Raw genomic sequence first — 23,439 nt, 5'->3', positions numbered from 1 at the left:
AGCGGATTCAGACTGGGTTAACGTATTTCCATCTCTTTGCGCGACAACTCATCATGGCGACCAATATCGACTGGCTGCACCGCGCGCCCCACGCCAGTGGCCTGGAGCGTATAGAGGCGTACTTTGCCGGATTTGGCTTCGACCCCCATCGCCACGACACCTACGCCATCGGCCGCACCCTGTTCGGCGTGCAGAGTTTTCACTATCGCGGCGGCATGACCCACAGCCTGCCGGGACGGACCATGGTGATCCATCCCGACGAAGTGCATGACGGTTGGGCCGGCAGCGAGGAAGGCTTCAAATACCGGATGATTTATGTGGAGCCGGCGCTGATCCAGCAGGTGCTCGGTGGCAAGCCGTTGCCGTTTATTCCCGGCGGGCTGTCCAGCGACCCGTGGCTGTACCGCGCCAGCGAAGCGTTGCTGCAAAGCCTGGATTGCCCGATCGATCCGTTGCAGGAACAGGACGCGATGTTCGACCTGGCCCAGGCGCTGAACAATGCGTCGGGCATCACCGTCAGTCGCAAGACCTTCGACTACCGCGCCGCCGAGCGCGCCCGGGAATTTATCCACAGCGCCCTGGGCCGCCCGATCACCCTCGACGAGATGGCGGAATACGCCAATCGTGACCGCTGGGCGTTGTCGCGGGATTTTCGTTTGTTGTTCGGCACCAGCCCTTATCGCTACCTGACCATGCGCCGCCTGGACCTGGTGCGCAGCCTGCTCGGCCATGGCCAGTCACTGGTGGATGCGGCACTGACCGCAGGCTTCACCGACCAGAGCCACATGACCCGCCAGTTTCGCAGCACCTTCGGCATGCCGCCGTCGCGCTGGGTGAAGATGCTCGGGCGCTGAAAATCCCGCCTTGAAATGCAATCAACCTGTGGGAGCTGGCTTGCCTGCGATAGCGGTGGGTCAGCGAATAAATGACTGACTGACACTCCGCCATCGCAGGCAAGCCAGCTCCCACAGTTGATTTATGTCGCTGCTGAAATCGCATCCGACTCTATAGCGCGCTCTTTAAGCGCTAACGCCAGCACCGCACCCACCAGGGCAATCGCCGCGCTCCACCACAGCGCCAATTCGATCCCACCCGCCTGCGCCGCACCCGTCGACCCGCCAGAATTCGCCAACGACACCAGCAACGCCAGCCCCAACGCACCGCCAATCTGCTGGCTGGTGGAGGCCATGCCCGCCGCCACACCTTGCTCGCCCGGGCGGATGCCCAACCCGGCCGACACCCACATCGCCGTCCAGGTCATGCCCTGGCCGATACTCAGGATGAAAATCCCCGGCAGCAACGACCAGAACCCCGCCCCCGTCGGCAACGCCACACACACCAGGGCGATGCCCACCGCGCCCGCCAACTGGCCGCTGACCAAGGTGGTGCGCAAACCCAGCCGCGCCAGCGAACGTTCCGCCAGCCAGATGCCGGCGGTGCACACCAGGGTCGCCGGCAAAAACGCCAGCCCCGCCTGCAACACGCTGTAGCCGTAGACCTGCTGGTAATACACCGCCAGAAAATAGTACTGCACGCCAAAGCTGCTCATGAACACTGCGGTCAACACCATGGCCATGCGCAACTCGCGGTAGCCCAACAGCCGCAGCGGCATCAAGGGATCACGGCCGCGGTGTTCGATCCAGGCGAACAACCCCAGCAGCGCCACTGCCAGGGCCATGCAACCCAGGGTCGACGGCGCCGCCCAGCCCCACTCCGGCCCTTGCACCAGGGCGAACACCAGCAAGGTTCCGCCTAGCGTCACGGTCAACGCGCCGCTGATATCAAAATTGCGCCCACGGGCCCGCTCGCCATCGACGGGAATCCAGTAGCGCGCCGCCAGGGCGCAGGCGCCGGCCAACGGCACATTCACCAGGAAGACCGCTTCCCAGCCCCAGGCCTGGGTCAGCACGCCGCCGAGCAACGCCCCCAAGGCCAGGCCCGCCGCAGACGCCGCGCTCCATACCGCAAACGCACGGTTGCGCGCCGGGCCTTCGGCGTAGTGGGTGTTGATCAGCGCCAAGGTGGCCGGGAACAACAGCGCCCCGCCCACGCCCTGCACCGCCCGGGCCAGCACCAGCAACAAGGCGCTGGCGCCGAGCACCGCCGCCAGGGATGACAGCGCGTACAGCGACTGACCGAGGATGTACAAGCGCCGCTTGCCCAACAAGTCTGCCGCGCGGCCACCCAACAGCAGGAAGCCGCCGAACGCCACGGTGTAGGCGCTGACCACCCACTGCAATTGCTGGGCGGAAAAACCCAGGTGGCTGCCGATCTGCGGCAGCGCGACAAACACGATGGTCGCGTCCAGGGCGATGATCAGTTGCGCGGTTGCCAGCAACGACAACATCCAGCCTGAGGGTCGAGATAAAGACATCACAGCGTCCTGCCAGAAAATGAGAGGCGCCAGTGTCTTTCATGCTCAACAGATGATAAATAGCCTTATCACTCTTTCAGTAATGACTTTAATCATGGATTTGAACGCCGTTCGCTTGCTGGTTCGCGTCGCCGAAACCCGCAGTTTCACCCGTGCTGCCGGGGACCTGGGGCTGACCCAATCGGGCTTGTCCCGGGCCATTTCCCGGCTGGAAAACCAGTTGGGCGTACGCCTGCTGCAACGCAACACCCGCAGCGTCAGCCTCACGCCGGACGGGCAGATGCTCTATGAGCGCAGCGCGCCGCTGCTGGCGGAACTGGCCGAAGCCGAGCGGCAGATGCTCGACCGCCGCAGTTCACCGTCCGGCTTGCTGAAGATCAGCACCCCGTCGTTGTTTGGCCGCAAGGTGGTGATGCCGGTGATCGGCGAACTGACCCTTCAATACCCCGACCTGCGCATTGAAGCGGTGATGACCGACCGCCTGGTGGACATCGTCGACGAAGGCTTTGACGCCCTGCTGCGCACCGGCGAGATTCAGGACCAGCGCCTGATCGCCCGGGCACTGCCGCCGTTGCGCTGGGTCACCGTGGCCGCCCCGGCTTATCTCGCGCGTTTTGGTACGCCGCAAACCGTCGATGAGCTCAAGGACCACAACTGCCTGACCGTACGCAACCTGCGCACCAGCCGGCTGGTGGACTGGCAATTCGTACTTGATGGCAAGGTGCAGGACGTGAGTGTCGAAGGAAGGCTGATCTTTGATATCGGTGACGCGTTGGTGGATGGCGCGGTGGGCGGGTTTGGCATTGCCCAGGTGATGGATTTTGCGGTGCGCGAGGATCTGGCGGCCGGGCGCCTGGTGCCCTTGCTGGAGGAGTTTGCCGGGCGCAGCCGGGCGATATCGCTGGTGTATCCGCCGTCGCGGCAGTACTCGCCGAAGTTGATGGCGTTTGCCGAGGCCCTCAACAAGGTGCAGTGGTAATACACCCAATGTGGCTTTGGAGCATGCTGTGGCAAGGGGGCTTGCTGTGGCGAGGGAGCTTGCTGTGGCAAGGGAGCTTGCTGTGGCGAGGGAGCTTGCTCCCGCTGGGCTGCGCAGCGGCCCCAAAAAAAGCGGGAGCGCTGCGCACTCCAGCGGGAGCAAGCTCCCTCGCCACAGCAAGCCCCCTTACCACAACAAGCTCCCTCACCACAGCAAGCTCCCTCTCCACATTATCTCCCTGCCCCACAAAATCCTGACTCAGCCTTGAGCCTTGCGCTGAAACTGCAACACCACCTCCAATCCCCCACCCTCCCGATTGCTCAAGCTCAACCGCCCGTCATGGGCACTGGCAATCGTATGCGCGATGCTCAACCCCAGCCCGTAGCCGCCGGTTTCCACATTGCGTGAGCCTTCCACCCGGTAAAACGGCTCCATCACCTGTTCCAGCTGTTCCTGGGGAATCCCTGGCCCACGGTCGCTGATCACAATCTTCAAGCTGTCGGCCTTGTCCTCAACCCTCACCACCACCTCGCACCCATAACGCACCGCATTTTCCAGCAGGTTCTGCACACAACGCTTGAGGCTGCGGGCATACCCCGGCAGCGGCTGTTTGGCCCGCCCTTCTATCGTCACCGTCTCACCCACATCCTGAAGGTCCGCCTGCAAGCTTTGCAGCAAGGCGTTGATGTCGATGTTCTGGCGTTTCTCGTTGATTTCGCCGCTGCTGACAAAATCCAGGGTGCTGGACACCATGTGCTCCATTTCTTCCAGGTCGCTGCGAAAACGCTCCTTGGTGCGGTTGTCGTCGAGCATCTCCGTACGTAAGCGCAGGCGTGTGATGGGCGAGCGCAGGTCGTGGGAAATCGCCGCAAGGAACCGCGTACGTTCGGCAATATTGGCGATCAGCCGTTGTTGCATGGCGTTGAACGCCTGGGCGGCGCGGCGTACTTCGGTGGGGCCATCGACGGCCAGCGGTGGCCGTTGAATATCCCGGCCCAGCGCTTCAGCCGCCTTGGCCAACGCATTCAGCGGGCGAATGGCTAGACGAACAGCCACCAGGGCGATGATCACCAGCACCACGACCCGCAGCAAATAAATACGCATCACATAGTCGAACAACAGGTCCATCGGCGAGGTACTGGTCCAGCCCTGCTCCTCGGTGGCCTCCACCTGTAACCAGCGCCCGTCCGGCAATCGCAGGTCAATAAGGAACTGCCCCACCACCGGTTTGGAGCCGAGCAAGGTCGAAAGCCCCGCGTGCTGGCCTTCGGCGTCCAGCAACTTGAGGCTCAACAAATGCAGGTTCTGCGTATAGCCGGTCTTCTCCGAGAGCACTTTATTCAACAGACGCTCAGTGGACTGGTCGCTGTCGCTGATGCGGCTCGGCACATCACTGGCCTGATCACTGAGCGTCAGGCGAAAACGCGGTGTATCGAGCAGCTTGATCAGTACATCAGCCTGTGCCGGATCGCTGTGCACCAGCCGCACCACGTCCGCCAGCCGTGTGGCGATCAGCCGGCTGGGGATTTCCAGCACCTGGCCGTGGCGCATGTCGTACCAGATGCTGCTGGTGAGCGCCTGGGCCGCGAGCATGCCGCTGACCAGGATCAGCACCAGCCGGCCAAACAGCGAACGCGGCAGCAGTTTCACGATTGCAGCGCCACGTCGTCGGCGGTGAGCATGTAGCCCTCATTGCGCACGGTCTTGATCAGCCCGGCCGGCAATTGCGAACGCAGGCGGCTGACGCACACATCAATCGAGCGGTCGAACGGCGTGCTGTCCTTGTCGAACACATGGTTGAGCAAAAAGTCGCGACTCAGCGGCCGGTTGGGGTGTTGCAACAGCAGGCGCAACACCCGGTAATCGGAGTTGCCGAGGCTCACCACCACGCCTTCGGGCGAGAGCAATTGCCGCGCCCGGGTGTCCAGTTGCCAGCCGGCGAAGCTGATGCTCGGCGCTTCATCCAGCCGCGCCCGGTCCGGAAAACTCTGCACCCGGCGCAGCACCACCTTGATCCGCACCAGCAACTCCCGAGGGTCGAACGGCTTGGGCAAGTAATCGTCGGCGCCGATTTCCAGGCCGACGATCCGGTCGATCAGCGTGCCCTTGGCGGTGAGCATGATCACCGGCGTGTTGGAGCTCACCCGCAATTCGCGGCACAGACTCAGGCCGTCTTCGCCGGGCAGCATCAGGTCCAGCACGATCAGGTCGATGACATTCAGCGCCAGGCGGCGGCGCATTTCCTTGCCGTCGCCAGCGGTGGACACCTGGAAGCCGGCATCACTCAGGTAGTCGCACAACAGCTGGCGGATTTGCGGGTCGTCATCGACGATCAACAAGTGGTCTTGCTTGGCCATGGGGCAATTCGTCCGAAACTCAAAAGGCAGGAGATAGCCGAAACGTCAGCCAGGCGTGCACGCAAATGTAATGGAATGTTGTGGAAAGCGGTAATCGCGCATCCCCATTACAAAGCCACGGCATGCCGGCCGGTATCGGTCTTTAGACTACCGAATCTAAATGAGATTAATTGTAATTTAGCCTAGGTCACTCTGAATGCCATTGCCTTCCCCTCGCGTTCTGTCGCGCCAATCTACCCTTGCGCCGATGTTCGGCCTGCTTGCCGCCGGCAGCCTTCCACCCACTGCCTGGGCCGATGCGCCGGTGGCGGCGTCCCAGGATTCGGTGCTGAGCCTGCCGGAAATCAAGATCGATGGCGAAGCCACTTCGGCTTTCAAGGTTGACCGGGTGACCTCGGCAAAAATCAGCCAGCCACTGCTGGACGCCCCGCAAAGCGTGACCATTGTCCCGCAGCAAGTGCTCAAGGAGCAGAACGCGCAAACCTTGCAGGAAGTGTTGCGCAACGTGCCGGGCATCACCTTCATGTCCGGCGAAGGCAACCTGGGCTGGGGTGACCTGTTTTCGATTCGCGGGTTTTCTTCGGAGCAGAGCCTGACCGTCGACGGCGTGCGCGATGCCGGCCAATCGACCCGCACCGACACCTTCAACCTGCAACAGGCGGAAGTGTTCAAGGGCACCGGCTCGATCGAATCCGGCGTGTCGGCTGTAGGCGGCAGCGTCAACCTGGTGAGTAAAGAGGCGCACCTGGGAGACGCCAACAAGCTCTCCGCCGGCATCGGCACCGACAGCTACCGCCGCCTCACCGGCGATTTCAACAAGCAGTTGAACGACACCACCGCCCTGCGCATCAACCTGATGAAACACTACAACCAGGTGGCCGAGCGCGACGACGTGGACTACGACCGCTGGGGCATCGCGACCTCCCTCGGCTTCGGCCTGGGCACCGACACGCGCCTGTTTATCGACACCTTTTACCAGAAGGACGACAACACCCCGGACGGCGGCGTGCCGATCCAGCGCGGCACCGACGGCGACCGCATGCCCGGCGTGAAGCGTTCGAACTGGTACGGCGATTCGCACCTGTACACCCAGCAGACCAAAACCACCTCGCTGACCACCCGCTTCGAACATGATTTGGACTGGAACGAAGCGACCCTGAAAAACCAGACCAAGTGGGAGCGCACCGACAACTTTGCCGTGCTCTCACCCGCACGCTTCTTTGCCGCCAACGCCAATGGCCAGAAAACCTGCACCGGCCCGCGCTGTGCGACCCTGGGCTACACCGGCGTAGGACCGATCAGCCAAGTGCCCGGCAGCACGGTGAATGCCTACCCGGGATACGCCAACAGCGGTAACACCGCCTACGGCATTCTGCGGGGCAGCGACTTCGGCCAGTCGACGCGCTACACCATTCTCGACAACCAGACCGACTTCGCCTTCAAGCTCAACACCGGCGGCCTGGAACACGCAGTGGTCAGCGGGCTTGAGTTCTATCACGAGACCTACGGCGGCCTGAAACGCAACGCCGAGGTGCCGGCCGGCGATCTGTTCTTCGACATGAACGACCCGAACCACAGCTTTGCCAGCACCACCGTGACCAAGGGCGAAGGCCAGCCGCGCTCGGTGATCGACAACGCCGGTATCTACCTCGGTGACACCATCACCCTCAATGAACAGTGGCAAGTGCTCGGCTCCCTGCGCTACGACAACTGGCAGGCCAAGACCACCCAGCGTGGGCAGGCTTCCGTCGACAGCACCGACGGAGCCGTGAGCGGACGTGTCGGCGCGGTGTACAAGCCTTTGCCTAACGGCAGCATCTACGTGTCCTACAGCGAAGCGGCACAACCGTCGGCCCTGGGCGCGTCCACCAACAACCAGATCTACGGCGCGGCCAGCACCAGCAACTACACCCCGGCCAAGTCGAAAACCTACGAAATCGGCACCAAGTGGGACATTGCCCACGACCTGCTGAACGTCACCGCCGCGATCTTCCGCACCGAACTGGACAACTCCTGGGAATACCAGGACGGCGAAACCGCACCGGTCCGCGCCCTCCCGGCCAAACGCGTAGACGGCGTGGAGCTTGGCCTGCAAGGCAATATCAGCCCGCGCTGGACGGTGTACAGCGGGTTCTCGGCGCTCAAAAGCACCCAGACCAAGGGCGCCAACAAGGGCGAGGAAGCCAAGAACGTTCCCGACCTGACCGCCAACCTGTGGACCACCTACGCCGTCACCGACGACCTGAGCCTGAGCTACGGCGCGCAGTACGTAGGACGCCGCCGCTACAGCGACAATAAATACGTCGGCGGTTTGAACAACAACAGCAGCTACGCCAACGGCCCGTCCGGCGTCTACGCGATCTACACCCGCGACCACGAAAAGGCCCCGGGCTACTGGCTCAACAACGTGGCTGCGCAATACAAGGTGACCAAACAAACCACGGTCAACCTCAACCTCAACAACGTATTTAACAAGTTCTACTACAGCCAGATCGGCTCGTCCCTGGACGGCTTCCAGCTCTACGGCATCCCGGGCGCCGGGCGCACGCTCACGGCCAGCGTCGACTATGAGTTTTAAGCCGGCCCCCGAGGCGAACGCTGCAACCGAGCGGCGCCTATCACAACCTTTTGCGGCGCTGGAGCGATGTCTGATGCGCCGCCTTCACCTGGAGTTCTCGCCATGCTGAAACCCCGCAACTTCCTCAAGCTGGGCGCGCTGTTTGCCGTGCTGATCCTGGGGCACGCCGAAACGGCCGCCGCCCATGAAGTCACCGACGTGCTGGGCCGCCAGGTCAACGTGCCGGACCACGTGCAACGTGTGGTGCTCGGCGAAGGCCGTTTGATTTCCGCCTTCGCCTTGCTGGACAAGGACGCGCCGTTCCAACGAATTGTCGGCTGGCAGAATGATTTGAAGCTGCTGGACGCCCACACCTACAACGCCTACGTGGCGAAATTTCCGACGGTAAAAGACATCCCGCTGATTGGTCAGGCGTCGGAGCAAAGTGTCAGCGCCGAGGAAATTCTCTCGCTGAAACCCGACCTCGCCGTGTTCAGCATTTCCGGCCACGGCCCCACCGAACACAGCCCGGTGGCGGACGTGTTGGCCAAGGCGGGAATCGCCGTGTTGTTCGTGGACTTTCGCATCAACCCGGTGCAAGGCACTCACACCAGCATGACGGCCCTGGGCCAAGCCCTTGGCCGGGAAACCCAGGCCAAGGCGTTCCTCGACTTTTATGACCAGCACATCAAGGTGATCACCGACGCCGTCGCCACCTTGCCGGCCGGGCCGCGCCCGAGTGTGTTCCTGGAATTGCTGGCCGGTGCCTGGCAGGCGCCGGGGCACACCACCGGCAAGAGCGGCATGGGTGAAGTGATCAAGCTGGTGGGCGGGCGCAACATCGCCGCCGATGTGGTGCCGGGGGCGCTGGGGGACATCAGTGTCGAATACGCACTGAAGGCCGACCCGGATGTGTACGTGGCCACCGGTAATCACAAGCCTGGGTTGATTCTTGGCGCGGGCGTGAGCAACGAAGACGCACGCGCCGCGTTTGACAGCGTGCTGGCACGCCCGGAATTTGTGAACCTTCGGGCGATTCGCGAGGGCAATTCCCACGGCCTGTGGCATGACTTCTACAACTCGCCGTACAACCTGCTGGCGATTGAAGCGCTGGCCAAGTGGGTGCATCCGGAACTGTTCGCCAAGCTGGACCCCAAGGCGACCATGGAAGCGATAAACCAGCAGTTCCTTGGCATGCCGTTGCAGGGTGCTTACTGGATTGATGGCAAGGCCAAGTAACTAAGGCTCACAACCCATTCCCTGCCTGGACACGATTCCTGTGGGAGCTGGCTTGCCTGCGATAGCGGTGTTGGATTCACCATCGCCATCGCAGGCAAGCCAGCTCCCACACTGACCGAGTACCTGCAGGGATTTTCGTCGTTTTCAAGGCTGCGAATCCAATGACCACTCAAACCCTCGACCTCGCCGCCGCCAGCCAGGGCTATCGCCGCCTGCTCGCGCGCCGTTGCTGGCTGCTGGCCCTGCTGGGAGGCGCGCTGGTTTGCGCGATCCTCGTGGACCTGGCCAGCGGCCCGTCGGGCATGGGCCTTGGCGCCCTGCTCGATGGTTTGCTGCACCCGGCGCACTTGAGCGCCACCGACCAGGTGATTATCTGGAACGTGCGCCTGCCCTACGCGCTGATGGCAGTGTTGGTGGGCTGCGCGCTGTCCCTGGCGGGTGCCGAGATGCAGGCGATCCTGAACAACCCGTTGGCCAGTCCGTTCACTCTGGGGGTTTCTTCGGCCGCGGCATTGGGCGCGTCCCTGGTGATTGTGTTTCCAGTGACGACGCTGTGGGTGTCGGCCAATACGGCGATTTCCATTTCGGCGTTTGTGTTCGCTGCCGCCTCGGTATTTTTGCTGCAAGCCATGTCCCGCCTGCGGGGTGCCGGGGTGGAAAGCCTGGTGCTGTTCGGCATCGCCCTGGTCTTCAGTTGCAACGCGGTGGTCGCGCTGTTGCAACTGGTGGCCACCGAGGACGTGCTGCAACAACTGGTGTTCTGGACCTTGGGCAGCGTGACCCGAGCCAACTGGGACAAGCTTGGCATCCTCGCGTTTGTGGTCGCCGTGGTCATGCCCTTTTCCTTCGCCGCCGCCCCGCGCCTGACCCTGCTGCGCATGGGCGAAGACCGTGCGCAAAGCTTTGGTGTCGACGTGAAACGCCTGCGGTTTTTCTCGTTGTTGCGCATCAGCCTGCTGTCGGCCACCGCCGTGGCGTTTGTGGGAACCATCGGATTTATCGGCCTGGTGGGTCCGCATATCGCGCGGATCCTGGTGGGTGAAGACCAGCGCTTCCTGCTGCCGGCCAGCGCCCTTGTCGGCGCTTTGCTGCTGTCGCTGTCGTCCATCGCCAGCAAGCTGATCATGCCCGGCGTGATTGTGCCGGTGGGCATCGTCACCGCACTGGTGGGCGTGCCGATTTTCGTGTTGCTGGTGTTCAAGCGTGGGAGACAGTTATGAGCAGCGGGTTGTCGATTCAGAACGCCCACGTCAGCTATGGACGGCGCCAGATCGTGCACGACCTGAGTTTGCCGACCCTGGCCCATGGCAGCCTGACCGCGCTGATCGGGCCGAACGGTGCGGGCAAGTCGACGTTGTTGCGGGCCATAGCCGGCCTGGAAAAGATGCAGGGCGTCGTAAGACTGGGTGACCTGGACCTGACGAAAATGTCGGTTGGCGAGCGCGCCCGGCGCGTGACCTACATGCCGCAGAACCTTCCGCCGGGGTTGAGCCTGAGCGTGATGGAAAGTGTGATCGCCGCGTTACGGGTGGCGAACGTCGATGGCATTCCGCTTTCAAGCGACGCGTGCATGCGCGAGGCGTTCGATGCGTTGCAAAGGATTGGCATCGCTCATCTGGCGGACCAGCTGTTGAGTACGTTATCCGGCGGCCAGCGGCAACTGGTCAGCCTGGCGCAACTGATTGCGCGCCGTCCACAGGTGATGCTGCTGGATGAACCCACCAGTGCGCTGGACTTGAACTACCAGTTGAAGGTCATGGATTGCGTACGTGACCTGGTGCGGGAGCACAACCTGATTGCAGTGGTGGTGCTGCACGACATCAATCTGGCGGCGCGCTACGCCGACCATATCGCGGTGCTGCGACAGGGTCGGCTGTATGCCAGTGGTGCAGCGGATGAGGTGCTGGATGCGGCGCTGTTTGCCGAAGTCTATGGCGTGCGGGTACGCATCGAGCGGTGCTCACAGCAGACGTTGCAGGTGTTGGTGGATGGTGCCGTGGCTTAAACCCCGCCGTAGCAGCTGTCGAGCTTCAGCGAGGCTGCGTCGGGCGCGACGCGGTGCAGTGCCTGGCCTGGAAGCGGCGGTGCGGCCAACGCAGCCTCGCTAAGGCTCGACAGCTGCTACGGGGAGGAGGGTTTCAGAGGAAATGACGGTGGCGTACTCACCGTGCAGGTTGCCCAACGACATGGCGTGCACCGTCTCGGCCGAATGCATCTGCCCGAAAAAGTCGGCCTTGTCGAAGGTGTAGCAGGCATCTTCTATAACCCACGTCTCAAACCCCAGGTTACCGGCAGTGCGGGCCGTGGCCTCCACCGAGTTATGGGTGGCCACGCCCACCAGCACCATTTGCTGAATCCCCACCTCACGCAAATTCGCTTCCAGCCCCGTGCCACAAAACGCATCCGGCACCCGCTTCTGGATCAACTGCTCGCCCGCCTGGGGAACAAACGCGTCCTGAAACTCCACCCCCGCCTGTTCCGGCCAGAACACCGACTCCGGCGAATGCGACAAATGCTGCACATGAATCACCGGCCAGCCTTGCCGCCGCCAATGCCCCAGCAACGCCAGCATACGTTCCTCCGCCTGCGGGTTATTACGCCGCCCCAGCCTGGGATGGTGAATGCCTTTTTGCTGATCAATCAGCACCAACACCGCGCCCGCACGGATTTCCATATCGATAGACCCAAATGTTTCATTGAATTTTCGTCACCCTAACATTACCTATACCTACAGGCATTCGCTCAAGCGTCACCACCCTTGGAGAGCTTCATGATCGACCTGTATTACTGGACCACCCCCAACGGTCACAAAGTGTCGTTGTTCCTGGAAGAAGCCGGTCTGCCTTACGAGGTGCACCCGATCAACATCGGCCAGGGCGACCAGTTCAAACCCGACTTCCTGAAAATCGCCCCCAACAACCGCATCCCGGCCATCGTCGATCAGAACCCGACGGACGGCGGCGCACCGATTTCCCTGTTCGAATCCGGCGCGATCCTGCTGTACCTCGCGGAAAAAACCGGCAAGTTCATTCCCCAGGACCTGCGCGGTCGTCAGGAAGCATTGCAATGGCTGTTCTGGCAAATGGGTGGCCTGGGCCCGATGGCCGGGCAGAATCATCACTTCAGCCAGTTCGCCCCGGAGAAGATCCCCTACGCGATCAAACGCTATGTGGATGAGACCGCCCGCCTGTATGGCGTGCTGGACCGGCGTCTGGCCGACCGCAAATTTGTGGCCGGCGAGGAATACAGCATTGCCGACATGGCGATCTACCCTTGGATCGTTTCCCACAAGTGGCAGAGCCAGAAGCTGGAAGACTTCCCACACGTAGAACGCTGGTTCAATCACATCAAGCAACGCCCTGCTACGGTGCGTGCTTATGAGCTGGTGCAGAAGGTCAATCCACCGAAATCCTGACCCAAAGGTGCGTTTCACGCTCTGTGGGAGCTGGCTTGCCTGCGATTGCATCACCCTGGTGAATCAGACACACCAAGGTGCCAGCATCGCAGGCAAGCCAGCTCCCACAGGATTTTGTGCTGATCCATAAATCTATCTACAAATAAGCATCGCCTCCCGCTTGCGTCGTTTCGCCGCGCTCACTAACGTAGCGCCTTTACTGACGCTACCCCCCGCAGGAGCTTTGCCATGGCCTCGCCAGCCCTCTCACATTTTCTTCCCCGGTTCGGCGTTGCCGCGGCCATTGCCAGTGCCTTGGGCCTGGCCGGTTGCCAGTTACAGAGCACCCAAGACACCCTGCCTCCGGTTTCCGGCGTGCAGCCCATCAAGGGCCTGGCGCAGAACGTTTCCGTGCGCCGCAACAGCCAAGGCATCCCGCTGATTGAAAGCAGCACGTTCCATGACGCGCTGTTCACCCTGGGCTATGTGCACGCCAGCGACCGCATCACCCAGATGGTCACCCTGCGCCTGCTGGCCCAGGGCCGCCTGGCGGAAATGTCCGGGCCGGATGTGCTGGATGTCGACCGTTTCATGCGGGCGGTCAACCTGCGCAAGAGCGCCGGCGAGCTGTATAACGCCTCGTCGCCGCGCCTCAAGCGCTTCTTTGAAGTGTATGCGCGCGGGGTCAACGCCTACCTGTTCCGCTACCGCGACAAACTGCCGCCAGACCTGGCCCAGAGCGGCTACAAGCCCGAATACTGGAAGCCGGAAGATTCGGCGCTGCTGTTCTGCCTGCTGAATTTCAGCGAGTCGACCAACTTGCAGGAAGAGTTGTCGTCGCTGGTGCTGGCGCAAAAAGTCGGCGCCGACAAACTCGCCTGGCTGACCCCAAACTACCCGGATGAACCGTTGCCGGTGGCCGAGTCCGACAAGCTCAAGGGCATCAACCTGGGCCAGATCCCGGGTCTCGCCGCGCTGACCAGCCTCAGCGAACACCTCGGCACCCTGAACACCCTGGGCACGTCCAGTTCCAGCAACTGGGCTATCGGCCCGCAGCGCAGTCGCAGCAACAAGAGCCTGCTGGCCAATGACCTGTCGACCTCGATGCAGGCGCCATCGCTGTGGAACTACGTACAGATCCGCTCGCCGAAATACCAGGCCGCCGGTGTGTCGATCGCCGGCTTGCCAACCCTGCTTTCCGGGTTCAACGGCAAGGTGGCCTGGAGCATGAGCCAAGTCGCGGGCGATACCCAGGATGTGTTCCTGGAGAAGGTCAAGCGCCAGGGCAACGCGCTGTACTACGAGAACAACGGCAAATGGCTGCCGGCCATCGTGCGTAACGAAACCTACTTCGCCAAGGGCCAGCGGCCGATTCGCGAAGCGGTGTACGAAACCCGCCACGGGCCATTGCTCAACAGCGCCCAGTCGCTGAACAGCGGCTACGGCCTGGCCTTGCAGACCGCCGACTTCAAGGACGACAAGAGCCTGGACGCGTTCTTCGACCTGTCCCGTGCGCAAACCGCCAGTAAAGCGTCTGACGCCACCCGGGAAATTCGCGCAATTGCCTTGAACATGGTCTTCGCCGACGCCAGCAGCATCGGCTGGCAAGTCACCGGGCGTTTCCCGAACCGCCGTGAAGGCGAAGGCCTGGTGCCATCGCCGGGCTGGGACGGGCGTTTCGACTGGGATGGCTACGCCGACGCGATGCTGCACCCTTACGATCAGGACCCGACCCAGGGTTGGATCGGCACTGCCAACCAGCGCACCATTCCCCGCGGCTACGGCATGCAACTGTCCAACTCGTGGGCGGCGCCGGAACGTGCCGAACGCATCGCGCAACTGGCGGGCAGCGGCAAGCATGACAGCCGTAGCATGATCGCCATGCAGTACGACCAGACCACCACGTTTGCCGCCAAGCTCAAGAGCATGTTCCAGGCGCCGGGCATGGCCCAGCCGCTGAAACAGGCGATCGATGGATTACCGGTGGCCGAACAGGCCAAGGCGCGGGAAGCACTGGGCCGCCTGATGGCCTTTGATGGCCGCCTGGCAGCTACCTCCGCCGACGCGGCGATTTATGAGTTGTTCCTGCAGGAAAGCGCCAAGCAGATTTTCCTCGACGAACTCGGCCCGGAAAACAGCGCCACCTGGAAAGCCTTTATCGGCAACGCCAACCTGTCGTACTCGGCGGTGGCCGACCACCTGCTGGGGCGCGAAGACAGCCCGTTCTGGAATGACGCCCGCACCGGGCAGAAAACCGACAAGCCGGCGATCCTCGCCCGCAGCCTGGCCGCCGCGATTACTGCTGGCGACAGCGCATTGGGCGCCGATCACAAGGCCTGGCAGTGGGGCAAATTGCACAGTTACACCTGGAAGGACACCAGCGGCAAGACCATTCGCGGGCCACTGGCGGCAGGCGGCGATCACAACACGCTGAACAGCGCGCCATATAGCTGGGGCCAGAGTTTCGACACAACCCAGGTACCGGCGCTGCGGATGATCGTCGACTTCGGGCAGGCGGAACCGATGATGGGCCAGAGCGGCATCGGCCAATCCGGCAACCCGGCCAGCCCGAACTACGCCAACGGCATCGACCCGTGGCTGAAGGCGCAATACCTGAGCTTTCCGATGCAGCCGCAGAACTTTGACGGGGTTTATGGGAAGACGCGGTTGACGTTGGTGCCGGGCAAATAACCCGGCACCCCTGAAAAAACCCAATCTTTGTAGGAGCTGGCTTGCCAGCGATGGCTTCAACTCGGTCTGACTGCAAGACCGAGTCGCCAGCATCGCCGGCAAGCCAGCTCCTACAGTTGATTGCATGCATTCCGATAGAACTTCTCCACCCGCCCCCGCCTCATAATTAACAAGCCCACCTCCACGGCACGCCCATGGACCTTGTTATCGCCCGGCCCGAAGGCCTCTACTGCCCCGCCGGGGATTTCTACATCGACCCCTGGCGCCCGGTGGAGCGCTCGGTGATCACCCACGCCCACGGCGATCACGCCCGCACCGGCAATCAGCACTACCTGGCCGCCGCTCCCGGCGAAGGCATCCTGCGCTCGCGCCTGGGCCAGGACATCAACCTGCAAACCCTGGCGTACGGCGAAACCCTGCTCCATCACGGCGTCACCTTGAGTTTCCACCCCGCCGGCCACGTGCTCGGCTCCGCCCAGGTGCGACTCGAATACCAGGGCGAAGTCTGGGTGGCCTCCGGCGACTATAAAGTCGAACCCGACGGCACCTGCGCGCCGTTCGAACCGGTGCGTTGCCATACCTTTATTACCGAGTCGACCTTCGGCCTGCCGATCTATCGCTGGCAGCCCCAGGCGCAGATTTTTGCCGGGATCAACGACTGGTGGCAGGCGAATATCGCCGCCGGCAAGGCCAGCGTGTTGTTCTGTTACTCCTTTGGCAAGGCCCAACGAATCCTCCACGGGATCGACGCCAGCATCGGCCCGATCCTCAGCCATGGCGCGGTAGAACCCCTTAACCGGGTGTACCGCGAAGCCGGCATCTACATCCCCGAAACCCTATACGCCGGTGATTTCAAAAAGACCGATCCCCTGCTGCGCCAAGCCCTGATCATCGCCCCGCCCTCGGCCGGCGGCAGCACCTGGATACGCCGTTTCGGCGACTACAGCGATGCCTTCGCCAGCGGCTGGATGCGCCTGCGCGGCACCCGGCGGCGGCGCGGGGTAGATCGCGGGTTTGTGCTTTCGGACCACGCCGACTGGCCCGGGTTGTTGTGGGCCATCGAGCAAACCGGCGCCGAGCGGGTGATGGTCACCCACGGTTCTGTGGGTGTGCTGGTCCGGCACCTGCGGGAAAAGGGCCTGAACGCCCAGGGCTTCACCACCGAATACGGCGATGACGAAGAGGAAGTCGCGTCATGAAAGCCTTCGCCGAGCTGTACGCCAACCTCGACGCCACCACCTCCAGCAACGCCAAGCTCGCCGCCTTGCAGGCCTATTTTCTCCAGGCGCCCGCGGAAGACGCGGCGTGGGCGGTGTACTTTTTATCCGGCGGGCGGCCCCGGCAACTGGTGCCGACCCGACTGCTGCGGGACATGGCCACCGAAGCCGCCGGCATCGAGCCGTGGTTGTTCGAAGAGAGTTATCAGTCGGTAGGCGACCTGGCGGAAACCATTTCCCTGCTGCTGCCGGAATCGCCCCACACCTCGGACGACGGCCTGGCGGTGTGGCTGGAAGAAAAACTCCTGCCCCTGCGTGGCCTGCCGCCCGAAGAACTGGCCGCACGCCTGCCCGCCTTGTGGACACAACTGGATCAACCGAGCCTGATGCTCTGCATCAAGCTGATCACCGGCAGCTTCCGGGTCGGCGTATCAAAACTGTTGGTGACCCGCGCCCTCGCCGCCATGGCCGGGCTGGACAGCAAGCGCGTGGCCCAGCGTCTGGTGGGCTACACCGACCTGTCCAACCGTCCGACGGCCGAAGGCTATTTAAAGCTGATTGCCGCCGAATCGTCCGACGAACACGCCCAACGTGGCGGGCAGCCGTATCCGTTTTTTCTCGCCCATGGCCTGGCGCTACCGGTGGAGCAATTCGATGCCTTGCTCGGTGCTCCCGCAGACTGGCAAGTGGAATGGAAGTGGGACGGCATCCGCGCCCAACTGGTCAAGCGCGAAGGTCGCTTGTGGATCTGGTCCAGGGGTGAAGAGCTGGTCACCGACCGCTTCCCCGAACTCCACGACCTGGAGCACCGCCTGCCAGATGGCACGGTGATCGACGGCGAAATCGTGGTGTGGAAGGAATCGGTACAGCCCTTCGCCCTGCTGCAACAGCGCATCGGCCGCAAAACCCTGAGCAAGAAAATCCTCGAAGACGCCCCGGTCGCGGTGCTGGCCTATGACCTGCTGGAACACCATGGTGAAGACTGGCGCAACCACACCCAGGCCGAACGCCGGGCGCAGCTGGAGCAGGTGATTGCCGATTGCGAGCAGCCCACGCTGCGGGCCTCGCCATTGCTGACCGCCGATAGCTGGCAAGCGTTGGCAGAGCAACGTGAAGCCTCCCGCAGCCTGGGCGTGGAAGGCATGATGCTCAAGGCCCGCGATGGCCTCTACGGCGTGGGTCGGACCAAGGACATGGGCGTGTGGTGGAAATGGAAAGTCGACCCGTTCAGTGTCGACGCGGTGCTGATCTATGCCCAGCGCGGTCATGGCCGGCGCGCCAGCCTGTACAGCGACTACACCTTCGCCGTGTGGGACGGCCCGCCCGGCAGCGAGCGCACGCTGGTGCCTTTCGCCAAGGCGTATTCGGGGCTGACCGATGAAGAAATGCGCAAGGTCGACGGGATTATCCGCAAGACCACCGTGGAAAAATTCGGCCCGGTGAGCAGTGTGACGCCCAGCCTGGTGTTTGAGTTGGGTTTCGAGGGGATTGCCCTGTCCAAGCGCCACAAGAGCGGGATTGCCGTGCGTTTTCCGAGGATGTTGCGGTGGCGCCAGGATAAGTCGGTCGAGGAAGCGGACAACCTGGCGACGTTGCAGGATTTACTCACCTGACACTTCTCTGAGGAACGCCACCGACCAATGTGGGAGCTGGCTTGCCTGCGATGCAGACGCCTCGGACTATCAGCTACACCGAGATGATGCTATCGCAGGCAAGCCAGCTCCCACACAAGTGCTCCATTTGAAATCTTCCAGCGCCTCAAAATAGTGCTCAGAATTATCTATGCCCATTTTCGGGCATTTCCTACTGGCACAACTTCTTAATCTCACCTTTTAAAACGACCATTCGGAACTATGGTGCAGAAATTGCTACTTGAGTCGGGTCTGACACCGTTCAGTAACAGTCCTAACCGCGCCACAAGCGCTTATCTTGGTTTCCAGGGATTACATAATGAAAAAAGCATTGCTGACCCTTTCTGCACTGGCTCTGTGCATGGCCGCCGGTTCCGCGCTGGCCAAGGAATACAAGGAATTGCGTTTTGGTGTCGATCCGTCCTACGCGCCGTTTGAGTCAAAAGCCGCCGACGGCAGCCTGGTGGGCTTCGATATCGACCTGGGCAATGCCATCTGTGCCGAGCTGAAGGTCAAGTGCAAATGGGTCGAAAGTGACTTCGACGGCATGATTCCAGGCCTCAACGCCAACAAGTTCGACGGCGTGATTTCCTCGATGACCGTGACCGAAGCCCGTGAAAAGGCGATCGACTTCTCCAACGAGCTGTTCTCCGGCCCGACTTCCCTGGTGTTCAAAAAGGGCGCGAACTACTCCACACCTGAGTCCCTCAAGGGCAAGAGCGTTGGCTACGAGCAAGGCACCATCCAGGAAGCCTACGCCAAGGCCGTACTGGACAAGGCCGGTGTGACCACCAAGGCCTACGCCAACCAGGACCAGGTTTATGCTGACCTGACTTCCGGCCGTCTGGACGCTTCCGTACAAGACATGCTGCAAGCCGAACTGGGCTTTTTGAAGTCGCCAGCCGGTGCTGACTATGAAGTCAGCAAGGCCATCGACGACCCACTGCTGCCGTCCAAAACTGCGGTCGGTATCAAAAAAGGTAACAAAGACCTCAAGGCCTTGTTGGATAAAGGTATCAAAGCGTTACACGATGATGGCACCTACGCCACCATCCAGAAGAAACACTTTGGCGATCTGAACCTGTACAGCGGCAAATAATGCCTGGGGCGCCCTTCCTCTGGAGGGGCGCTTTTTTATCGCCATAGGTCCTGATTTATGTTCGAAGATCTGTTGCAAACCCTGGGCCTCAGCGCCTTTAGCTTGAAGGGTTTCGGCCCGCTGTTGCTGCAAGGCACCTGGATGACCATCAAGTTGTCGGTGTTCTCCCTGGCCGTCAGCGTGTTGCTGGGCTTGCTCGGCGCCACCGCCAAACTGTCCAGCCTGCCGTTCCTGCGGATTCCCGCGCAAATCTATACCACCTTGATTCGCGGCGTGCCCGACCTGGTGCTGATGCTGCTGATTTTCTACAGCCTGCAAATCTGGCTGACCGGCTTTACCGACTTTATGGAATGGGACTACATCGAGATCGACCCATTCAGCGCCGGGGTCATCACCCTGGGCTTTATCTACGGTGCGTATTTCACCGAGACCTTTCGCGGCGCGATCCTCGCCGTGCCCCGTGGCCAACTGGAGGCCGCCACGGCCTACGGGCTCTCGCGCAGCCAGCGGTTTCGCTTCGTGACCTTCCCGCAGATGATGCGCTTCGCCCTGCCGGGCATCGGCAATAACTGGATGGTGATGCTCAAGGCCACGGCCCTGGTGTCGATCATCGGCCTGGCCGACCTGGTCAAGGCTGCCCAGGACGCCGGCAAGAGCACCTATCAGCTGTTCTATTTCCTGGTGATCGCCGCGTTTATCTACCTGTTGATCACCAGCGCCTCCAACTTCGTCCTGCGCCGCCTCGAACGGCGCTACTCCGCAGGCTCACGGGAGGCAGTGCGATGATCGAACTGATCCAGCAATACTGGCGGCCCTTCCTTTATAGCGACGGCCAGCACATCACCGGCCTGGCCATGACCATGTGGCTGCTCAGCGCGTCGATCTTCATTGGCTTTCTGGTATCGATCCCGCTGTCCATCGCCCGGGTGTCGCGCAACCGCTGGGTGCGCTGGCCGGTGCAGTTCTACACCTACCTGTTTCGCGGCACGCCGCTGTATATCCAGTTGCTGATTTGCTACACCGGGATCTACAGCATCGCGGCGGTTCGTGCGCAGCCGGTGCTGGATGCGTTCTTTCGTGATGCGATGAACTGCACCCTCCTCGCCTTCGCCCTCAACACCTGCGCCTACACCACGGAGATTTTCGCCGGGGCGATCCGCAGCATGGCCCACGGCGAAGTGGAAGCGGCGAAAGCCTACGGCCTGAGCGGCTGGAAGCTGTATGCCTACGTGATCATGCCGTCGGCCCTGCGCCGCTCGTTGCCGTACTACAGTAATGAAGTGATCCTGATGCTGCACTCGACCACGGTGGCCTTCACCGCAACCATCCCGGATATTTTGAAAGTCGCCCGGGACGCCAACTCGGCCACTTACATGACGTTTCAATCATTCGGTATCGCTGCGCTGATCTACCTGACCGTGACCTTTGCCCTGGTGGGTCTGTTTCGTCTGGCGGAGCGCCGCTGGCTGGCCTTTCTCGGGCCCAGCCACTAAGGAGCCTTCATGCGTCATCAGATTCATCCACTCGTGGCGCCGGTGCCGGGCACGGCGCGGCAGATCCACAGTTTCCACTTCGGGCCCGAGCAGGCAGAAGGCAAGGTCTACATCCAGTCGTCGCTGCATGCCGACGAGTTGCCGGGCATGCTGGTGGCCTGGCATCTCAAGGCGCGCCTGGCACAACTGGCTGCGGCCGGCCGCCTGCGCAGCGAGATCGTGCTGGTGCCCATCGCCAACCCCACCGGCCTGGAACAGGTGTTGATGGACATCCCCCTGGGCCGCTACGAGCTGGAAAGCGGGCAGAACTTCAATCGCCTGTTTGTCGACCTGAGCGACGAAGTCGGCAATCAGGTTGAAGAACTGCTGGGAGACGATCCGCAGCACAACGTCGAGTTGATCCGCGACGCTCTGGTCATGGCCCTTGGGGCGCAAACACCCGCCACTCAATTGGAGTCCCAGCGCCTGGTGCTGCAACGCCTGGCGTGCGATGCCGACATGGTGCTGGACCTGCACTGCGACTTCGAAGCCGTGGCGCACCTGTACACCACCCCCGAAGCGTGGCCCCGGGTGGAGCCGTTGGCGCGCTATATCGGCTCGGAAGCCAGCCTGCTGGCCACCGACTCTGGCGGGCAATCGTTCGATGAATGCTTCACTTTGGTGTGGTGGCAATTGCAGCAACGGTTTGGCGAGCGTTTCCCGATCCCGATGGGCAGCTTTTCGGTGACCGTCGAGCTGCGCGGCCAGGGCGACGTCAACCACGGCCTGGCCAGCCTCGACTGCCAGGCGATCATTGATTACCTGATTCACTTCGGCGCGATCAGCGGCGAGCCTGCACCGCTGCCGCAATTGCCCTACCCCGCCACACCACTGGCGGGCGTCGAGCCGGTGGCCACGCCCGTGGGCGGCTTGCTGGTGTTCAGCGCCCTGCCCGGGGAATACGTGGAAGCCGGGCAACTGATCGCCGAAATCATCGACCCCATTTCTGACCGCGTAACGCCGGTGCATTGCGGCAATGCCGGCCTGCTTTACGCCCGTTCGCTGCGGCGCATGGCCACTGCCGGGATGGTCATCGCCCATGTCGCAGGCCTTGAAGCCTATCGCAGCGGCTACCTACTTTCGCCTTGAGGATGCATGCCCCATGTACAAATTGACCGTTGAAGGCCTGCATAAAAGCTATGGCGACAATGAGGTGCTCAAAGGTGTCTCGCTCAAGGCCAAGACCGGTGATGTGATCAGCTTGATCGGCGCCAGCGGCTCGGGCAAAAGCACCTTTTTGCGTTGTATCAACTTTCTTGAACAGCCGAATGATGGGGCCATGACCCTGGACGGGCAGCAGATTCGTATGGTCAGCGACCGCCATGGGATGCGTGTGGCTGACGACGCTGAGTTGCAGCGCCTGCGTACGCGGTTGGCGATGGTGTTTCAGCATTTCAACTTGTGGAGCCACATGAGTGTGCTGGAGAACATCACCATGGCACCGCGCCGGGTCTTGGGCTGCAGCAAGAAGGACGCCGAGGACCGGGCTCGTCGTTACCTGGACAAGGTTGGGCTGCCGGCGCGGGTGGCGGGTCAATACCCGGCGTTTTTGTCGGGTGGTCAGCAACAGCGGGTGGCGATTGCCCGGGCGCTGGCGATGGAGCCGGAGGTGATGCTGTTTGACGAGCCGACTTCGGCGCTGGATCCGGAATTGGTGGGTGAGGTGTTGAAGGTGATTCAGGGGCTGGCTGAGGAAGGCCGGACCATGATCATGGTGACCCACGAGATGAGCTTTGCCCGGAAGGTGTCGAGCCAGGTGCTGTTTTTGCACAAGGGGTTGGTGGAGGAACAAGGTGCGCCGGAGGATGTGCTGGGTAATCCGAAGAGCGAGCGGTTGCAGCAGTTTTTGAGTGGGAATTTGAAGTAGGGCTGGGGGGGGGCATATCCGTTATTTAGGTGATGGCTGATATGGGTTCCGCTCTTACAGCGGCTCACTTTTGAACAGCGCAAAAGTAAGCAAAACGCTCTTGCCCCACCACTCGGCACCTCGCTAAGGCTCGGTGTGCCCTCAGCTCCGGCATTACTCCGCGGGCCGCCGCGACGGGGCATCCCTGCCCCGTCGCGGCTAAACCGGCGTCCTGCCGGTTTACCCGCTCCGTACTACCTGCGTTCGGCCAGCGTGGTTTAACGGGGCGCCTAAGTGATCAAAAGCAGATCAAGAGCACAGCGGCCTACAGGCCGGCTTGAGTGTGGTGAAGCAAAAGCAACATCAAAATCAAAAGCTACAGCGGGCACGGTCAACTGTGGGAGCTGGCTTGCCTGCGATGGCATCAACTGGGTGTACCTGAGAGACCTAGTTGCCTGCATCGCCGGCAAGCCAGCTCCTACAGAAAAGCGGCTTTTGCTTTTGCTTTTACCACTCAGGTCGG

Annotated in this window: 20 protein-coding genes and 1 pseudogene; 16 read left to right on the top strand and 5 right to left on the bottom strand. The window is 62.1% G+C overall.

The window, feature by feature from the left end; translation table 11 throughout:
- Positions 1-53: 53 nt before the first annotated feature.
- Positions 54-854 carry an AraC family transcriptional regulator gene (locus HX875_RS04770; protein ID WP_177042075.1) on the top strand — a complete coding sequence of 267 codons (801 nt, stop codon included), beginning with the start codon at positions 54-56 and terminating at the stop codon, positions 852-854.
- A gap of 122 nt (positions 855-976) precedes the next feature.
- Here HX875_RS04770 and HX875_RS04765 read toward each other — a convergent pair whose 3' ends face one another.
- Positions 977-2,347, bottom strand: coding sequence for an MFS transporter (locus tag HX875_RS04765; protein WP_177042105.1), 1,371 nt, complete (start codon positions 2,345-2,347; stop codon positions 977-979).
- Between the two features lie 121 nt (positions 2,348-2,468).
- Between HX875_RS04765 and HX875_RS04760 the strand changes: the two genes are divergently transcribed.
- Positions 2,469-3,353, top strand: coding sequence for a LysR family transcriptional regulator (locus HX875_RS04760; RefSeq protein WP_177042074.1), 885 nt, complete (start codon positions 2,469-2,471; stop codon positions 3,351-3,353).
- A 258-nt stretch (positions 3,354-3,611) separates the two neighbouring features.
- Here HX875_RS04760 and HX875_RS04755 read toward each other — a convergent pair whose 3' ends face one another.
- The gene (locus tag HX875_RS04755; RefSeq protein WP_177042073.1) at positions 3,612-5,003 is read right to left on the bottom strand and encodes an ATP-binding protein; all 1,392 of its coding nucleotides are present in this window, start codon (positions 5,001-5,003) and stop codon (positions 3,612-3,614) included.
- The gene (locus HX875_RS04750) at positions 5,000-5,710 is read right to left on the bottom strand and encodes a response regulator (protein ID WP_003213692.1); all 711 of its coding nucleotides are present in this window, start codon (positions 5,708-5,710) and stop codon (positions 5,000-5,002) included. The genes HX875_RS04755 and HX875_RS04750 overlap by 4 nt, the downstream gene beginning before the upstream one ends.
- A 196-nt stretch (positions 5,711-5,906) precedes the next feature.
- Here HX875_RS04750 and HX875_RS04745 point away from each other — a divergent pair, with 196 nt between their 5' ends.
- From HX875_RS04745 to HX875_RS04725, 5 genes are all read left to right on the top strand, one after another.
- Positions 5,907-8,288, top strand: coding sequence for a TonB-dependent receptor (locus HX875_RS04745; protein ID WP_177042072.1), 2,382 nt, complete (start codon positions 5,907-5,909; stop codon positions 8,286-8,288).
- Between the two features lie 20 nt (positions 8,289-8,308).
- Positions 8,309-8,362 (top strand): hypothetical protein, encoded by a 54-nt coding sequence (locus HX875_RS33060; RefSeq protein ID WP_177042103.1) that lies wholly within the window; start codon positions 8,309-8,311, stop codon positions 8,360-8,362.
- Positions 8,363-8,390: 28 nt separating this feature from the next.
- On the top strand, positions 8,391-9,506 hold the full coding sequence (locus HX875_RS04735) for an ABC transporter substrate-binding protein (RefSeq protein ID WP_177042070.1): 1,116 nt from the start codon (positions 8,391-8,393) through the stop codon (positions 9,504-9,506).
- Positions 9,507-9,667: 161 nt separating this feature from the next.
- Positions 9,668-10,726: a FecCD family ABC transporter permease gene (locus tag HX875_RS04730; RefSeq protein ID WP_177042069.1), complete on the top strand. Its 1,059-nt coding sequence runs from the start codon at positions 9,668-9,670 to the stop codon at positions 10,724-10,726.
- On the top strand, positions 10,723-11,511 hold the full coding sequence (locus HX875_RS04725) for an ABC transporter ATP-binding protein (RefSeq protein ID WP_177042068.1): 789 nt from the start codon (positions 10,723-10,725) through the stop codon (positions 11,509-11,511). Before HX875_RS04730 ends, HX875_RS04725 begins: the two co-directional genes overlap by 4 nt.
- A 99-nt stretch (positions 11,512-11,610) precedes the next feature.
- On the opposite strand, the gene HX875_RS04720 is transcribed toward HX875_RS04725, so the two are convergent.
- Positions 11,611-12,180, bottom strand: coding sequence for a cysteine hydrolase family protein (locus tag HX875_RS04720; RefSeq protein ID WP_177042067.1), 570 nt, complete (start codon positions 12,178-12,180; stop codon positions 11,611-11,613).
- A 96-nt stretch (positions 12,181-12,276) separates the two neighbouring features.
- On the opposite strand from HX875_RS04720, the gene HX875_RS04715 reads away from it, so the two are divergent.
- From HX875_RS04715 to HX875_RS04675, 9 genes are all read left to right on the top strand, one after another.
- Entirely contained in the window at positions 12,277-12,921 is a 645-nt protein-coding gene (locus tag HX875_RS04715; RefSeq protein WP_177042066.1) for a glutathione binding-like protein, read from the top strand.
- Between the two features lie 228 nt (positions 12,922-13,149).
- Positions 13,150-15,591: a penicillin acylase family protein gene (locus tag HX875_RS04710; protein WP_177042065.1), complete on the top strand. Its 2,442-nt coding sequence runs from the start codon at positions 13,150-13,152 to the stop codon at positions 15,589-15,591.
- A gap of 194 nt (positions 15,592-15,785) precedes the next feature.
- Complete coding sequence (locus HX875_RS04705) at positions 15,786-16,790, top strand: ligase-associated DNA damage response exonuclease (protein WP_177042064.1); 1,005 nt, start codon at positions 15,786-15,788, stop codon at positions 16,788-16,790.
- Positions 16,787-18,421, top strand: coding sequence for an ATP-dependent DNA ligase (locus tag HX875_RS04700; RefSeq protein WP_177042063.1), 1,635 nt, complete (start codon positions 16,787-16,789; stop codon positions 18,419-18,421). The genes HX875_RS04705 and HX875_RS04700 overlap by 4 nt, the downstream gene beginning before the upstream one ends.
- A 337-nt stretch (positions 18,422-18,758) precedes the next feature.
- Positions 18,759-19,538, top strand: a complete 780-nt coding sequence (locus HX875_RS04695; protein WP_003213667.1) for a transporter substrate-binding domain-containing protein — start codon at positions 18,759-18,761, stop codon at positions 19,536-19,538.
- Positions 19,539-19,595: 57 nt separating this feature from the next.
- Positions 19,596-20,324, top strand: coding sequence for an ABC transporter permease (locus tag HX875_RS04690; protein WP_177042061.1), 729 nt, complete (start codon positions 19,596-19,598; stop codon positions 20,322-20,324).
- Positions 20,321-21,031 carry an ABC transporter permease gene (locus tag HX875_RS04685; protein WP_076016567.1) on the top strand — a complete coding sequence of 237 codons (711 nt, stop codon included), beginning with the start codon at positions 20,321-20,323 and terminating at the stop codon, positions 21,029-21,031. The genes HX875_RS04690 and HX875_RS04685 overlap by 4 nt, the downstream gene beginning before the upstream one ends.
- A gap of 9 nt (positions 21,032-21,040) precedes the next feature.
- Entirely contained in the window at positions 21,041-22,159 is a 1,119-nt protein-coding gene (locus tag HX875_RS04680; RefSeq protein WP_177042059.1) for a succinylglutamate desuccinylase/aspartoacylase family protein, read from the top strand.
- Between the two features lie 13 nt (positions 22,160-22,172).
- A complete protein-coding gene (locus tag HX875_RS04675) occupies positions 22,173-22,937 on the top strand; it encodes an ABC transporter ATP-binding protein (protein ID WP_003209529.1) in 765 nt (254 codons plus the stop codon).
- Between the two features lie 269 nt (positions 22,938-23,206).
- On the opposite strand, the pseudogene HX875_RS32600 reads toward HX875_RS04675, so the two are convergent.
- Positions 23,207-23,439, bottom strand: a pseudogene (locus HX875_RS32600) (hypothetical protein); the annotation flags it as partial.

The sequence above is a fragment of the Pseudomonas yamanorum genome (assembly GCF_013386765.1).
Lineage (GTDB): Bacteria > Pseudomonadota > Gammaproteobacteria > Pseudomonadales > Pseudomonadaceae > Aquipseudomonas > Aquipseudomonas yamanorum_A.
Note: the sequence above shows the minus strand (reverse complement) of the source record. Positions and strands in the feature narration are given on the sequence as shown.

What these genes read in the sequence shown, in the direction of transcription:
- HX875_RS04770 (WP_177042075.1), top strand. Translation starts at nt 54, where the DNA reads ATGGCGACCAATATCGACTGGCTGCACCGCGCGCCCCACGCCAGTGGC.
- HX875_RS04765 (WP_177042105.1), bottom strand. Translation starts at nt 2,347, where the DNA reads ATGTTGTCGTTGCTGGCAACCGCGCAACTGATCATCGCCCTGGACGCG.
- HX875_RS04760 (WP_177042074.1), top strand. Translation starts at nt 2,469, where the DNA reads ATGGATTTGAACGCCGTTCGCTTGCTGGTTCGCGTCGCCGAAACCCGC.
- HX875_RS04750 (WP_003213692.1), bottom strand. Translation starts at nt 5,710, where the DNA reads ATGGCCAAGCAAGACCACTTGTTGATCGTCGATGACGACCCGCAAATC.
- HX875_RS04745 (WP_177042072.1), top strand. Translation starts at nt 5,907, where the DNA reads ATGCCATTGCCTTCCCCTCGCGTTCTGTCGCGCCAATCTACCCTTGCG.
- HX875_RS04735 (WP_177042070.1), top strand. Translation starts at nt 8,391, where the DNA reads ATGCTGAAACCCCGCAACTTCCTCAAGCTGGGCGCGCTGTTTGCCGTG.
- HX875_RS04730 (WP_177042069.1), top strand. Translation starts at nt 9,668, where the DNA reads ATGACCACTCAAACCCTCGACCTCGCCGCCGCCAGCCAGGGCTATCGC.
- HX875_RS04725 (WP_177042068.1), top strand. Translation starts at nt 10,723, where the DNA reads ATGAGCAGCGGGTTGTCGATTCAGAACGCCCACGTCAGCTATGGACGG.
- HX875_RS04720 (WP_177042067.1), bottom strand. Translation starts at nt 12,180, where the DNA reads ATGGAAATCCGTGCGGGCGCGGTGTTGGTGCTGATTGATCAGCAAAAA.
- HX875_RS04715 (WP_177042066.1), top strand. Translation starts at nt 12,277, where the DNA reads ATGATCGACCTGTATTACTGGACCACCCCCAACGGTCACAAAGTGTCG.
- HX875_RS04710 (WP_177042065.1), top strand. Translation starts at nt 13,150, where the DNA reads ATGGCCTCGCCAGCCCTCTCACATTTTCTTCCCCGGTTCGGCGTTGCC.
- HX875_RS04705 (WP_177042064.1), top strand. Translation starts at nt 15,786, where the DNA reads ATGGACCTTGTTATCGCCCGGCCCGAAGGCCTCTACTGCCCCGCCGGG.
- HX875_RS04700 (WP_177042063.1), top strand. Translation starts at nt 16,787, where the DNA reads ATGAAAGCCTTCGCCGAGCTGTACGCCAACCTCGACGCCACCACCTCC.
- HX875_RS04695 (WP_003213667.1), top strand. Translation starts at nt 18,759, where the DNA reads ATGAAAAAAGCATTGCTGACCCTTTCTGCACTGGCTCTGTGCATGGCC.
- HX875_RS04690 (WP_177042061.1), top strand. Translation starts at nt 19,596, where the DNA reads ATGTTCGAAGATCTGTTGCAAACCCTGGGCCTCAGCGCCTTTAGCTTG.
- HX875_RS04685 (WP_076016567.1), top strand. Translation starts at nt 20,321, where the DNA reads ATGATCGAACTGATCCAGCAATACTGGCGGCCCTTCCTTTATAGCGAC.
- HX875_RS04680 (WP_177042059.1), top strand. Translation starts at nt 21,041, where the DNA reads ATGCGTCATCAGATTCATCCACTCGTGGCGCCGGTGCCGGGCACGGCG.
- HX875_RS04675 (WP_003209529.1), top strand. Translation starts at nt 22,173, where the DNA reads ATGTACAAATTGACCGTTGAAGGCCTGCATAAAAGCTATGGCGACAAT.